This is a genomic window from Qipengyuania sp. ASV99 (genome assembly GCF_047872805.1).
In the GTDB taxonomy this organism is placed as follows: domain Bacteria; phylum Pseudomonadota; class Alphaproteobacteria; order Sphingomonadales; family Sphingomonadaceae; genus Erythrobacter.
Genome location: NZ_JBLQUK010000004.1, coordinates 175,654 through 187,717 on the forward strand (window position 1 = coordinate 175,654; position 12,064 = coordinate 187,717).

Below are 12,064 nucleotides of genomic sequence, written 5' to 3' on the forward strand. Positions count from 1 at the left end.
CTACTCGGCTGACCATTCGATCCATCTCCGCCAGAATCGGGCTTTGAGCCGGGGCATAGCCATCAGGCTTTCCAATCCTTCGCTCACCAATAAAGGTACCCTTGGCGATTTCTGGTTGATTTCGCGTAAATACGTATCGGGGTCTGATACATCTTGCCCGATCAGAGGCAAGACGCCCCCGCCCAGCACCAGCAGCTTTTGCGGTGAAGCGAGTCCTATGTGGTGCAGAGTGACATTATCCATTCCGCTCGCCGCCAGAGCAAGCGTGTCGGCCATGGGCATATGCCGGGGCAGCGCGGAGGCGATATATGTCTCGTCTTGCGCCAAGCCCATCGCCGCAAGCATGCGCGCCAGCAATCGACCCTGCGGACCGCCGAGCAACCGCTGCGTGTCGCCTTGTTCTGGCTCGATAACCAGAACCATCAACCGGGCACCCGCTGGCCCGCGCGGCGGAACCCTCACGGCAGGGTTGGCGGCATCGAGTTCGGGAGCCGATAGCCACCATTGCTGGAACGAGGCAAGGTCAGGCGGCGGCGAATCACCAAGCAGATTGGTGCGCGTTACAGCAATACCTTGCCCTCCATCCGGCTTTGTTTGCGGAGCGGAAGAAGGGGGCGGACCACGGCCCGTGTCCAGCGGCGGTGCATCCGCGCTCTCTGGTTCGCGGAGCCAATCCGTAGCGGCATCGGCAAAGTCCGCATCCACGCCAGCCGTCTGCCACCATTGCAGCAAAGCGGCCAATTCAGCGGCAAGAGGGGTTGTCGGGGCGTTCATGCTGATCCAAGCAAGTCTTGACTGTCCCCACCCCAGTTAGCAAGTGCAAGCAGAGACGAATGAGCGAACAATTTCGCCGCAGATACCAAGGATGAGAAAAGCGCATGTCCGAACGGGAATCGATGGAATGTGATGTCGTGATTGTAGGCGGCGGGCCGGCGGGCCTGTCGGCGGCGATCCGGCTGAAACAGATCAATGAAGAGCTTGAGGTCGTTGTCCTCGAAAAAGGCTCCGAAATCGGTGCGCATATTCTTTCGGGCGCGGTGGTCGATCCCAAGGCGCTGAGAGAGCTGTTCCCCGACTGGCGCGACATGGATTGCCCGATGGCGGAAACCCCGGTGACGGATAACTGGCACTGGGTGCTGTCCAAATCCGGCAAGACTTCGCTCCCGCATCTCATCATGCCGCCACTTATGAGCAACCACGGCTGTTACACCGGATCGCTCGGCAATCTCACCCGCTGGCTTGCCGAACAGGCCGAAGCGCTGGGTGTGATGGTGTTCCCCGGCTTCCCCGCCAACGAAGTGATGTTCGGCGAAGACGGCAGGGTGCGCGGCGTCATCACGCAGGACATGGGCATCGCCGCCGATGGTTCGCAAAAAGGTGATTTTCAGCCGGGCATGGAGATCGAGGCGAAATACACCCTGTTTGCCGAGGGCGCGCGCGGCTCGCTGACCAAACAGTTGAAGAAGCGTTTTGACCTTGAGGCGAATTGTCAGCCGCAGGTCTACGGCCTCGGCATCAAGGAATTGTGGGATATTGATCCGGCGAAGCACAAGCCGGGCCGCGTAATCCACACGCAGGGCTGGCCATTGAGCGAGAGCGGCACCTGGGGCGGCGGGTTCTTTTACCATCAGGCGAACAATCAGGTCGCGATCGGTTTTGTCACGGCGCTCGATTACAAGAACCCCTGGGTTTCGCCCTATCAGGAATTCCAGCGCTGGAAACAGCATCCGGAGATCCGCGCCTATCTCGAAGGCGGAACCCGTGTTGCATACGGCGCGCGCGTCATCAACGAAGGCGGCTGGCAGTCGGTGCCCAAGCTGGCGTTCCCGGGCGGCGCGCTGATCGGCTGCGCGGCGGGCTTCGTCAACGTTCCCCGGATCAAGGGCAGCCACACGGCGATGAAGAGCGGGATGCTCTGCGCAGAGGCGATTGCTGCTGAAATTGACGGCCACGATGGCCAGCCCGAACTGCAAGGGTATGAGCCCGCCGTGCGATCCAGCTGGATCGCGGATGAGCTGAAACTGGTTCAGAACGCCGAACCTGCTGTTGCGAAGTTTGGCGAGGATATTGGCGCGGCGATTGCCGGGGTCGATATGTGGATGCGGACGCTCAAAATCGGCCTGCCGATCAGCATGAAGCACCATGCCGACTACACCATGACCGGCCGCGCGGATCTGTATCCCAAGATTGACTATCCCAAGGCGGACGGCGTGATCAGCTTCGACCGGCTGACCAATGTCGCCTACAGCTTCACCAATCATGCCGAGGATCAGCCGTGTCACCTGCAACTGGGCGATGCCGAATTGCAAAAGGCGAGCGAGTACGACGTGTTCGGCGGCCCCTCCGCGCGCTATTGCCCGGCGGGCGTCTATGAGTGGATCGAGGAAGAGGGTAAGGAGCCGCGCTTCCAGATCAATTCGCAAAACTGCGTCCACTGCAAGACCTGCGACATCAAAGACCCCAACCAGAACATCAACTGGGTGACGCCGGAAGGCGGCGGCGGGCCGAATTATCCGAATATGTGAGGGGAGCAGTTGGATGGCTAAGTTCGAAGCTTTGGCTGCATATTGCCGAGAACAGAGGCTTTCGGAATTTGAACTGCCTTTCCACAAGATTGAGGCGATCATCGGTAGCAAGCTTCCCGCAAGCGCCGCTCGACCTCAATACTGGGCAAATGTCGTTGACGGCACAGGTCCAGTCCGTTCAGCAATGAAGGGCACTCCCTATGAGACGTTCCTTGTTGAAGGGTCGAAGAGAGTCAGGTTCAAGCGCAAGTTCTAGTCTTCGGCGTTTGCGCGCTTCGAGCCAAGAGTTCTAGTTCAGATGATCGAAACCGCCTACGCCAAGATCAACCTCGCGCTGCATGTCCGCAGGCGGCTGGAGGACGGGTATCACGAGCTTGAGACCCTGTTCGCTTTCGTCGATGCGGGCGATGAGTTGACGGCGAAGCCCGCCACGCAGGACAGCCTGCATGTGGTGGGCGAGTTCTCGGGTTTGCTCGCCACCGGACTCCCCTCCCTTGGGGGAGGGGTTGGGGGTGGGGGCTCTGCCCCATCGACGGCGGAACCCCCATCCCCGGCCCTTCCCCAAGGGGAAGGGAGTGTGTTCGACAATCTGGTGGCCAAGGCCCTGAACGCCCTCCCGTGCCCGAAAGGGCTGGCGGTGACGCTGGAGAAGAACCTTCCCGTCGCGGCGGGCCTTGGCGGCGGGTCGGCGGATGCGGGGGCGGTGTTTCGGATTATCGAGGCGCTGCACGGTCTGCCCGATGACTGGCAGGCGCGGGCGGCCAAGCTTGGCGCGGATGTGCCCGCCTGCGTCCTTAGCCGCACCCATATCGGCCTTGGCACCGGCACCGAGCAGGAGAGCGTCGAGGACGACCTTGCCGGCACCCCCGTCCTGCTGGTCAACCCGCGCGTGCCGCTTTCGACGGGCCCGGTGTTCGCGGCGTGGGACATGCAAGATCGCGGGCCGCTTCCCAAAGGCCCTGCCAGTTGGATCGCGCGGGAAGGGCGCAATGACCTAGAAGCCCCCGCCATATCGCTGTGCCCGGTGATCGCCGATGTGCTCGCGGCGTTGCAGGCCACCGCTCCATGGCTTGCCCGGATGTCCGGATCAGGCGCGACCTGTTTTGCGCTCTATGACACCCCCGAAGCCCGCGATGCGGCGGCTGATACAATGCCGCGCGAATGGTGGACAATGGCGGGGCGACTGCGGTGACCGCTCCCTTTCACCAGATTGGTGCGTTCACCCCCGGAGGTATCGTCTGCGTTGCCGATCATGCCAGCAATCACGTGCCCGGCGACATCCAACTCGGCATCGCACCGGAATTGCTGGATCAGCACATCGCCGTCGATATCGGGGTGGACGGGATCGCCACTCGCATGGCGCATCGCCATGGCATCCCGGCGCATCTGGCGCGGGTTAGCAGATTGGTGGTCGATCTCCACCGCGAGGAGGATCACGCAGGCGTCGTTCCCAGCAGCAGCGATGGTCACCTGATCCCCGGCAATATCGGTGCCGACATCGAAATGCGGCTAGACCGGTTTCATCGGCCCTATCACCAAGCGCTGGAGCAATGGCTCGAAGCGCATCAGCCGAAACTGATCATCTCGCTCCACAGTTTCACCCCACAGCTTCAATCGAGCGATCAGGAGCGCCCGTGGCAAGTCGCCTTGCTCTATAATCAGGATGACCGCTCCGCGCGCCATGCGATCCGACTGTTTGCCGAGCAAGGACTCAATGTCGGCGATAACGAACCCTATTCGGGGCGCGAACTCAATGCGACGATGAACCGCCACGCCGAAGCGCATGGGCGGCCCTATTGCGCAATCGAAGTGCGGCAGGACCTGATTTCGACCCGCGCCGATCAGTCGCGCTGGGCGGCATTGATCGCCGATGTCGCCGGAAGGGTTGCGCTCGCGCTCGAGTGAAGGCAGTGCCGTTTCGCGAAATCCAAGCTACGGGAAACAAAATGTCGTTCGACAAGTCCAGATTGCCAAGTCGCCACGTCTCGGTCGGGCCGGAGCGCGCGCCGCACCGTTCCTATTATTACGCAATGGGGATGACCGAGGAGGAAATCGCCGCGCCTTTCGTGGGCGTGGTCAGCGCCGGTAACGATTCCGCGCCCTGCAACACCACTTTGAACGCGCAGGCCGACATCTGCCGTGAAGGGGTAATCGCCGGGGGCGGGACTCCGCGCCGTTTCAACACCATCACCGTCACCGATGGCATCGCGATGGGGCATCAGGGCATGAAAAGCTCGCTCGTCAGCCGCGAGGTGATCGCGGATTCGGTTGAGCTATCGGTCCGCGGGCATTGTTATGACGCGCTGGTTGGCTTTGCGGGCTGCGACAAGAGCCTGCCGGGCATGATGATGGCGATGCTGCGGCTGAATGTGCCGTCGATCTTTGTCTACGGCGGTTCGATCCTGCCAGGGACGCATCACGGAAAGGACGTGACGGTCGTTGATGTTTTCGAGGCAGTGGGTCAACACGCCGCCGGAAATTGCCCGCTTGCCGAATTGATCGCGCTCGAGAAGGTCGCCTGCCCAGGTCACGGCGCATGCGGCGGGCAGTTCACCGCTAACACCATGGCATGTGTGGGTGAGGCAATCGGATTATCTTTACCAAACAGTAATATGGCACCTGCTCCTTACACATCGCGTGAAGAAATTGCGCGTGCGGCGGGCGCGCAGGTTATGGTGCTTTTGCAAAACAACCTGCGCCCGCGCGACATCTGCACCCGCGCCGCATTTGAAAACGCCGCGCGCGTGGTGGCCGCAACCGGCGGTTCGACCAATGCTGCGCTGCATCTGCCCGCGATGGCGAGTGAATGCGGGATCGATTTCGATCTGTTTGACGTAGCCGAGATATTCAAATCAACACCTTACATCGCAGACCTCAAGCCCGGCGGTAAGTATGTTGCCAAGGACATGCATGACGCAGGCGGAGTCTATATGGCGATGAAGACGCTGCTCGATGGCGGCTTCCTTGATCCCGAACCGATCACAGTGACGGGCAAGACGCTTGGCGAGAATATCGAAGAGATCACCTGGAACCCCGATCAAAAGGTGTTTTACGACGTGAAGAGCCCGATCACTCCCACAGGCGGTGTCGTGGGCCTGAAAGGCTCGCTTGCCCCCGAAGGTGCGATCGTCAAGGTTGCGGGTATGGCGCGGTTGCAATTTTCCGGCCCAGCGCGGGTGTTTGACTGTGAGGAAGACGCCTTTGCCGCGGTCGAGCAGCGCGACATTGCTGATGGCTGCGTGATCGTGATCCGTTACGAAGGGCCCAAGGGCGGCCCCGGAATGCGCGAAATGCTCTCCACCACCGCCGCGCTCTATGGACAGGGCATGGGCGAGAAAGTCGCCCTGATCACCGACGGGCGGTTCTCCGGTGCAACGCGGGGTTTCTGCATCGGCCATGTTGGCCCAGAAGCAGCGGATGGCGGACCGATCGCCTTGGTTGAAGATGGCGACATGATCCATATCGACGCCAGCGCAGGGACAATCGAGCTCGATGTCGCAGATGATGTGCTGGCCCAGCGCAAGCAGGCATGGACCCCGCGCACCAATGACTATCAATCGGGCGCTTTGTGGCGCTATTCCCAGACGGTCGGGTCGGCAAAGCATGGCGCTTTGACCCATCCGGGTGCGAAAGCGGAAACGCATGTCTTCGCGGATATCTAGCTTTGCGGCCATCACCTGCGCGCTGACCGCTTGCGGCAGCGGCGAATCGCCAGCGCCCGAGGGCGCAGCGGTGGACTGCGCGATTGGGCCGGGTTCGGAATATGCCGAGGTCTGCACGCTGGAGCGCGTTTCGGCAGAGCTGTTCGTAATCCACCATCCCGATGGGGGTTTCCGCCGCTTTCGGATCGGCAGTGATCCGGCAGCGCGTATCGCGGTGGCCGATGGGGCGCAGCCGGTGGTCAATGAAACGCTGAATGAGGCAAAAGGAACGCTCGAATTCAGCCTTGGCGTTGATCGTTATCGTATCAGGGCGGACTTGATTGCCAATGTTCCTGATGAGTGATTGCCAGATCTTGACTGCAGCGCAAATGCGCAGCGCCGAACAGGCTTTGTTCGATGCCGGAACCAATGTCTTTGAATTGATGCAAACTGCTGCGGTTGGGGCGGCAGAGTGGATCCGAAGGGTGGCCGCGGGCAGGCCTGTCACGGTGCTGTGCGGACCGGGGAACAATGGCGGCGACGGTTATGTGATTGCTCACATTTTACGCAAGGCCGGCAATAATGTGCAGGTGGTCGCGCCTGTTTTTCCGGCAACCGATGCAGCGCAGCAGGCCTGCGCTTTGTGGGGCGCGCCAGTGCAAACATCTGGACGCGGGGTCAAGGGCGATGTGCTGGTTGATTGCCTGTTTGGTTCGGGGCTCTCGCGCCCGCTCAGCGCCGAACACGCTCTGCTGCTGCGCGATCTTGCCGCGCGACACCGACTGGTCATTGCGATCGATGTGCCGTCCGGGATTGCCAGCGACACGGGCGCGCTGCTCAATGAAAAACTGCCGCGTTTTGATCTGACTTTGGCGCTGGGGGCTTGGAAATTCGCGCATTGGTCGCTGCCGGGGCGGGCTTTGATGGGGACATTGAAACTGGTGCCGATTGGCGTTGGTTCGGTGACGGGGGCCGCGCAGCTTGTTCACAAACCCCTGCTTAATGTGCCCGCGCTGGACGCGCACAAATATCGCCGCGGGCTTGCCGCGATTGTTGGCGGCGCGTTGCCCGGCGCGGGAGAGCTGGCATCAGAGGCGGCGATGCGCGGCGGGGCGGGATATGTGAAGCTGCTGCGCGATGCACCATCGGTAGGGACTGATCCTGGTTTGGTAATCGACCAATCCCCGATTGGCGATGCGCTGGCAGACGAGCGGATCAATGCCCTGTTGATCGGACCGGGTCTCGGCCGGGGCAGCGATGCGGCGGCGCGCCTGGCAAAGGCATTGGCGGCGAACCGGCCCACCGTGCTAGATGCCGATGCGCTGATGTTGCTCACCCCGGACATGCTACCGGATAATCTGCCGGTGCTGGCCACGCCGCATGACGGTGAATTGGAAAGCCTGTGCCGCAGTTTTTCTGTGATCGCCGAAACGCGCCGCGACCGCGCGGTCGCATTGGCTAGGATCAGCAAGATGGTCGTCCTCGCCAAAGGAGCAGACAGCGTGATTGCCGCGCCCGATGGGCGGGTGGCAATCGTACCGCCCGCACCTAGCTGGCTCTCCATTGCGGGCACGGGCGATGTTCTGGCCGGGATTGCAGTGAGCCGCCTTGCCGGTGGGAACGATCCCTTTGCTGCTGCCTGCGAAGCGGTCTGGCTGCACGGCGAAGCGGCCCGCATATGCGGAGCGGCCTTCACTCCGCTCGAACTGGCGCATACTGTGCCTGCGGCGCTTGCGCGGTGCCTGTAATGGACATTGCCGATGAGATAATTCGCCTCGCGGCCAAAGGCGACGGGGTTTCCGAAAAGGGCAAACATTATGCCGGAACCGTTCCCGGCGATCGCATAGCGGAAGACGGTGAGATCCTGCGCGGTGCCCATCATATTGAACCCACTTGCAGGCATTTTGAAGCTTGTGGAGGGTGCCAGCTGCAACATGCCGATGACGAAGTGCTTCGCATTTTCGTGCGCAGCCGGGTCATCAACGCCGCTGCTGGTCAGGGAATTGCGATTGGCGAAGTGCTGGATGAACATCTATCCCCGCCGCAATCGCGCCGCCGCACGGTGCTGCACGCCCTGCGAACGCAGCGCGGTGCGGTTCTGGGCTTCCGCGAGGAAGGGGCGCACCGTATCGTCGATCTTGCTGAATGTGCGGTCCTGCGCCCCGAACTGGCGCAGCTGATCGCCCCGCTCCGCGCCTTTGTGGCAGCACACGGACCGCGTGGAAATGTCGATATTTCAATGTCGTTGGCCGATCAGGGGATTGATCTGGGGCTGACCCATTTCCCACTCGAAGGGCTGCCAGCGACCGAGGCCGCGCTTGATTTTGCGCGGGAACATGGTCTGGCGCGTATGACCATCGATCAGGGATACGGGGCAGAGACCTTGTGGGAGCCTGAACCCGCGACGATCAAGCTTTCCGGTCGGCGGGTTACGCTGCCAGCGGGCGCATTTCTGCAAGCGACCGAAGACGCCGAGTCAGTGATGCTGCGCGATTCAATAGGCTGGCTGGAAGAGGCACAAGCGGTCGCGGACCTGTTTTCTGGCCTCGGCACCTTTGCCTTTGCATTGGCTGCGAGCGGACCTGATGGGCGCAGGGTTCTGGCCGCCGAAGCCGATCAGGCGGCATATCTTGCGTGCAAGGCTGCAGGTGCGCATTCGGGCGGAAAGGTTCATGCGTTGCACCGCGATCTGTTCCGCAATCCCCTGCAACCGAATGAATTGAACCGTTTTGATGCGGTGCTGCTCGACCCTCCGCGCGCCGGGGCAAGGGCGCAGATTGCCGAAATTGCCGCGAGCGAGCTTCGGCGTGTCGTCTATGTCAGCTGCAATCCGTCAAGCTGGGCGCGCGATGGAGCAGTGCTGACAGAGGCGGGGTTCAAGCTGACCCATTTGCGCCCTGTGGGACAGTTTCGCTGGTCCACCCATGTCGAACTGGTGAGCCTATTCGCGCGATAGATTAGCTTCGCAAACAGCCGAGCACCTGCGCGGTGAGCCAATCCTGATGTTCTGGCAGCACATAGGAATGCCCTGCATTCGGGCAGCGCGCGATGCGAGGGTCGAGCCTATCCCACACGCTTTCGAACAATTGTGCGGTGCGATCCTGGTCCGCGAGCAGGAACTGAACCTTGCCGTCGAACCGCTCCAGCCCATCGCGCATTTCCTGCGCCAATCCCGAAGGCGCTGGGGCAGGACGCAGCGATGCAATCACCCCTCGGGCAAGCTTGCCAAGGTCAACTCCGCCGCGCAGCAGGCGCACAATCTCGCGGGGGTTTTTGAGCTTTTCGGTGTAGCGCGAACGGATTGCCGCAGGGGCATGGACAGTTTCGCCTTCACTCTGTTCGTCGCCGTCAATCGTCCAGGGGTTCGAAAGAATCAGACCGTCAAACCCTTCCCCGGCGTTCAACATCAAGGCTGATGCGGCATCGCAATTGCCCAAAGCGAACAGTCGTTCGACTTGCGGGGCCATTGCGCCAAAGGCCTCGCGGGCCGCGCGGATGTCTCCAGCGCTGGATCGGAATCCGCGATTTTCGCCTTCGCTCTCGCCAATGCCGCGCCGGTCAAATCGGAAGACGGGAAATCCGGCGCGGGCTATGCGCGCGGCGAGCAGCGATTGGCCAGAAAAGGCACCTGAGCGAATTTCATTGCCGCCGCTTACAATCAGCAGTCCGGCCGTGCCCGGGGCGGTGTCCAGTGTTCCGGCAAGTTTGAGGCTGCCGCAGCCGAATTGCAGGTGCAGGCGGCTCATGCGAGTGTCGCCTGAGTTCCGGCGATCAGATCAGCAAGTGCCGTTGATTGCGCGTCGTCCTCGCCCGGTTCTGCACGTAGCCACAATCCAGCGCCGCCAAGCTGCGATTGCGCAACAATCGCGTGATGATCGGCAGCCGGCGGCTGCGCGTTTTCAAGATCGCGCAGCAATTCTGCCCCAATCTCCCATCCAGCAAGGGTCAACCCTTCGCGCCGCCCGGCATCCAGCAATTGGTCGGCCCGTTCTTCTTGTCCCGCCTCGCGCGCGGCAATCGTCCGGGCACGCAGCATAGCGCGTAGCAATTTCGGTCCGGTTTGCGGAGCAAATTGCCATCCAGGCAACGCTTCCGGTGCCATCAGCGTCCCGGCCCGCAGCGCAAGAACATGCGATGCTGCCATTTGCTCAGCGGCCGCAATCGCCGCTGTTCGCCAACCCGTCAGCGTTTGTTTGGCCAGGGGCTCAAGGCTTTCATTGCAGCCGGGCAGGTCGGGCAGGAAGCTGTCCACGCCTGCTGCATCGAGCTTGCGCATGACCTGTATTGTGAACCGGCGCAGTTTGTTGGCTTCATCGAATAATGCGGGGAGGATGAGCACGCGCAGCGCGCGCCCGCGATCGATCGAGAGCAACAATTCCTCGCTGATTTTTCCGTCTGCAAGCGGCGCGTACCAGCTAGCGATCATGGGGTTGCGCCTTCCTTGCCGGATCAGGTTTCGCTGAGCTTAGATTCTGCAAACGCCAGCAGGCCGCCATAGGTTTCGAGCATTTCGCCATCGACATCGTCATCTTCGATGACGATGTCGAGGCGGTCTTCCATTTCGGTAAGCAAGCCTGCGACAGCCATGGAATCAAGCTCGGGCAAATGGCCGAACAGACCGCTTTCCAATGAAAGTTCATTGGCCTGATTGGCGTCTATGCCCAAAACATCAGCGATGATGGATTTAAGCGCGCGATCCAGCGCGGCGTGACTGTTCGCCAGCCCGCCGTCTGCATCGGCCTGCGAGGAGGCGGTGCAATCGGCGGAATCGCCGCCTGTTGCTGGTTGAATGCTCATTTCAAAACGATCCCCTGTCTGGGTCGCAACGCCTTGGCGCGCCTTTCAACTTGGTAAGACCGGCGCCTTTACCGGTGCGGGGGAAGGGGTGCAAGCTCTGGCACATCTGCTTCGCGCAGCCGTGCAGCGGTCTGGCGCGCCAGATCGATCCATGCGCGCGGCTGCGAAAGGTCAAGGCAATCGATCCGGTAGCGCGGGCGGGCAGAATTCATCCAGTCGGCCTTATACGATTGGTCGCCGGACCCGAAATCCACCAATGCGACGCGGTCAATATCGATCACATGTTCGAACAAGGCTGCCGACAGCGTTGTTCCAGCGGAGAGGTTTCGCCTCGATTCAAGATAGGCAAGCTTGTGAATGTAGGCGGTGCCATTTTCGACCGTCCAGCACTGCGCGGCGACTGGTTCTCCATTGTGCCACGCTATGCCAAATCGCAACCTGCCTGCCGCGCCTTCTTCGGCTGCGAACTGGCGCAGCATGGCCGGGTGGTCTTCTTTTGGTTTCCAGCTTGAGGCGTAGATGCGTTCGTATTGATCCCACAGCGCGTCATCAAAATGGGTCAGCACTTTGATCTCAACCTTCTTGGCCTTGCGCTTCAATGTGGTTCGCAAGGGTCCGGGACGCTCCGCCCAATATTGCGCAAAACTGCGCCTGCCGACATGCAGGATATGGTTGACGTCGCAGGCGCTCACTTCGACCCGCCAGCCAGCCTCGGCAAAGCTTTGGGCCAGCCGCGTGGCAGATCGGTCTTCGTCGGGCACGGGTTCAAGTGTGATGCGGTGCCCGCGCGATTTGAGTTGCCGCGCAATTTCAATCAGCAAGCGATCGCCGCCTGCTCCCTCCGGAGCTATCTGCCGCCAGGTGAAACTGTACCAGTTGCGAAGGGGAGTGATTCGGCCGCCCTGCTGAGTCAAAGTAAGCGCAGCGCTGGCGTACGAATCGCTGGCGATTGCGATCAACGGTGTCAGCCCAGTTTCTGCCAGCAGCGCGTACCATTCGGCCCGGTCAAAGGGCGAACGGTCTTGCGCGGGGGTCGCGGCGTCGGTTGCAAACAGGTCTTGCAAGACGTTAACCCTGTCGTGATATCGCGCTTCGATCACT

13 protein-coding genes are annotated in these 12,064 nt (G+C 61.4%); 8 read left to right on the forward strand and 5 right to left on the reverse strand.

Going from position 1 to position 12,064, the window contains the following annotated elements; all coding sequences use genetic code 11:
* Positions 1 to 774 carry a hypothetical protein gene (locus tag ACM64M_RS07385; RefSeq protein ID WP_416228029.1) on the reverse strand — a complete coding sequence of 258 codons (774 nt, stop codon included), beginning with the start codon at positions 772 to 774 and terminating at the stop codon, positions 1 to 3.
* Positions 775 to 878: 104 nt separating this feature from the next.
* On the opposite strand from ACM64M_RS07385, the gene ACM64M_RS07390 reads away from it, so the two are divergent.
* Genes ACM64M_RS07390 through ACM64M_RS07425 form a run of 8 tightly spaced genes read left to right on the forward strand, consistent with a single transcriptional unit; the run spans position 879 to position 9,122 of the window.
* Complete coding sequence (locus ACM64M_RS07390) at positions 879 to 2,525, forward strand: 4Fe-4S dicluster domain-containing protein (protein ID WP_416228030.1); 1,647 nt, start codon at positions 879 to 881, stop codon at positions 2,523 to 2,525.
* Positions 2,526 to 2,538: 13 nt separating this feature from the next.
* Positions 2,539 to 2,781 (forward strand): hypothetical protein, encoded by a 243-nt coding sequence (locus ACM64M_RS07395; RefSeq protein ID WP_416228031.1) that lies wholly within the window; start codon positions 2,539 to 2,541, stop codon positions 2,779 to 2,781.
* 42 nt (positions 2,782 to 2,823) lie between these two features.
* Positions 2,824 to 3,717, forward strand: coding sequence for a 4-(cytidine 5'-diphospho)-2-C-methyl-D-erythritol kinase (locus tag ACM64M_RS07400; RefSeq protein ID WP_416228032.1), 894 nt, complete (start codon positions 2,824 to 2,826; stop codon positions 3,715 to 3,717).
* Complete coding sequence (locus ACM64M_RS07405) at positions 3,687 to 4,430, forward strand: N-formylglutamate amidohydrolase (RefSeq protein WP_416228033.1); 744 nt, start codon at positions 3,687 to 3,689, stop codon at positions 4,428 to 4,430. The genes ACM64M_RS07400 and ACM64M_RS07405 overlap by 31 nt, the downstream gene beginning before the upstream one ends.
* Positions 4,431 to 4,471: 41 nt before the next feature.
* Entirely contained in the window at positions 4,472 to 6,187 is a 1,716-nt protein-coding gene (gene ilvD / locus ACM64M_RS07410) for a dihydroxy-acid dehydratase (protein WP_416228034.1), read from the forward strand.
* On the forward strand, positions 6,168 to 6,530 hold the full coding sequence (locus ACM64M_RS07415; RefSeq protein WP_416228035.1) for a hypothetical protein: 363 nt from the start codon (positions 6,168 to 6,170) through the stop codon (positions 6,528 to 6,530). The genes ilvD and ACM64M_RS07415 overlap by 20 nt, the downstream gene beginning before the upstream one ends.
* Positions 6,523 to 7,914, forward strand: coding sequence for an NAD(P)H-hydrate dehydratase (locus ACM64M_RS07420; protein ID WP_416228036.1), 1,392 nt, complete (start codon positions 6,523 to 6,525; stop codon positions 7,912 to 7,914). Before ACM64M_RS07415 ends, ACM64M_RS07420 begins: the two co-directional genes overlap by 8 nt.
* Positions 7,914 to 9,122 (forward strand): class I SAM-dependent RNA methyltransferase, encoded by a 1,209-nt coding sequence (locus ACM64M_RS07425; protein WP_416228037.1) that lies wholly within the window; start codon positions 7,914 to 7,916, stop codon positions 9,120 to 9,122. The genes ACM64M_RS07420 and ACM64M_RS07425 overlap by 1 nt, the downstream gene beginning before the upstream one ends.
* A gap of 1 nt (position 9,123) precedes the next feature.
* On the opposite strand, the gene ACM64M_RS07430 is transcribed toward ACM64M_RS07425, so the two are convergent.
* The 4 genes from ACM64M_RS07430 to ACM64M_RS07445 all read right to left on the reverse strand — a co-directional run bounded on the left by ACM64M_RS07430 (position 9,124) and on the right by ACM64M_RS07445 (position 12,063).
* On the reverse strand, positions 9,124 to 9,912 hold the full coding sequence (locus tag ACM64M_RS07430; RefSeq protein WP_416228038.1) for a hydrolase 1, exosortase A system-associated: 789 nt from the start codon (positions 9,910 to 9,912) through the stop codon (positions 9,124 to 9,126).
* Positions 9,909 to 10,592: a hypothetical protein gene (locus tag ACM64M_RS07435; protein ID WP_416228039.1), complete on the reverse strand. Its 684-nt coding sequence runs from the start codon at positions 10,590 to 10,592 to the stop codon at positions 9,909 to 9,911. The genes ACM64M_RS07430 and ACM64M_RS07435 overlap by 4 nt, the downstream gene beginning before the upstream one ends.
* Positions 10,593 to 10,615: 23 nt before the next feature.
* Positions 10,616 to 10,963 (reverse strand): phosphopantetheine-binding protein, encoded by a 348-nt coding sequence (locus tag ACM64M_RS07440; RefSeq protein ID WP_416228040.1) that lies wholly within the window; start codon positions 10,961 to 10,963, stop codon positions 10,616 to 10,618.
* A gap of 68 nt (positions 10,964 to 11,031) precedes the next feature.
* The gene (locus ACM64M_RS07445; protein ID WP_416228041.1) at positions 11,032 to 12,063 is read right to left on the reverse strand and encodes a GNAT family N-acetyltransferase; all 1,032 of its coding nucleotides are present in this window, start codon (positions 12,061 to 12,063) and stop codon (positions 11,032 to 11,034) included.
* Position 12,064: the final 1 nt, after the last annotated feature.

Coding starts and splice junctions, on each gene's coding strand:
- ACM64M_RS07385 (WP_416228029.1), bottom strand. CDS start 774: ATGAACGCCCCGACAACCCCTCTTGCCGCTGAATTGGCCGCTTTGCTG.
- ACM64M_RS07390 (WP_416228030.1), top strand. CDS start 879: ATGTCCGAACGGGAATCGATGGAATGTGATGTCGTGATTGTAGGCGGC.
- ACM64M_RS07395 (WP_416228031.1), top strand. CDS start 2,539: ATGGCTAAGTTCGAAGCTTTGGCTGCATATTGCCGAGAACAGAGGCTT.
- ACM64M_RS07400 (WP_416228032.1), top strand. CDS start 2,824: ATGATCGAAACCGCCTACGCCAAGATCAACCTCGCGCTGCATGTCCGC.
- ACM64M_RS07405 (WP_416228033.1), top strand. CDS start 3,687: ATGGTGGACAATGGCGGGGCGACTGCGGTGACCGCTCCCTTTCACCAG.
- ilvD (WP_416228034.1), top strand. CDS start 4,472: ATGTCGTTCGACAAGTCCAGATTGCCAAGTCGCCACGTCTCGGTCGGG.
- ACM64M_RS07415 (WP_416228035.1), top strand. CDS start 6,168: ATGTCTTCGCGGATATCTAGCTTTGCGGCCATCACCTGCGCGCTGACC.
- ACM64M_RS07420 (WP_416228036.1), top strand. CDS start 6,523: ATGAGTGATTGCCAGATCTTGACTGCAGCGCAAATGCGCAGCGCCGAA.
- ACM64M_RS07425 (WP_416228037.1), top strand. CDS start 7,914: ATGGACATTGCCGATGAGATAATTCGCCTCGCGGCCAAAGGCGACGGG.
- ACM64M_RS07430 (WP_416228038.1), bottom strand. CDS start 9,912: ATGAGCCGCCTGCACCTGCAATTCGGCTGCGGCAGCCTCAAACTTGCC.
- ACM64M_RS07435 (WP_416228039.1), bottom strand. CDS start 10,592: ATGATCGCTAGCTGGTACGCGCCGCTTGCAGACGGAAAAATCAGCGAG.
- ACM64M_RS07440 (WP_416228040.1), bottom strand. CDS start 10,963: ATGAGCATTCAACCAGCAACAGGCGGCGATTCCGCCGATTGCACCGCC.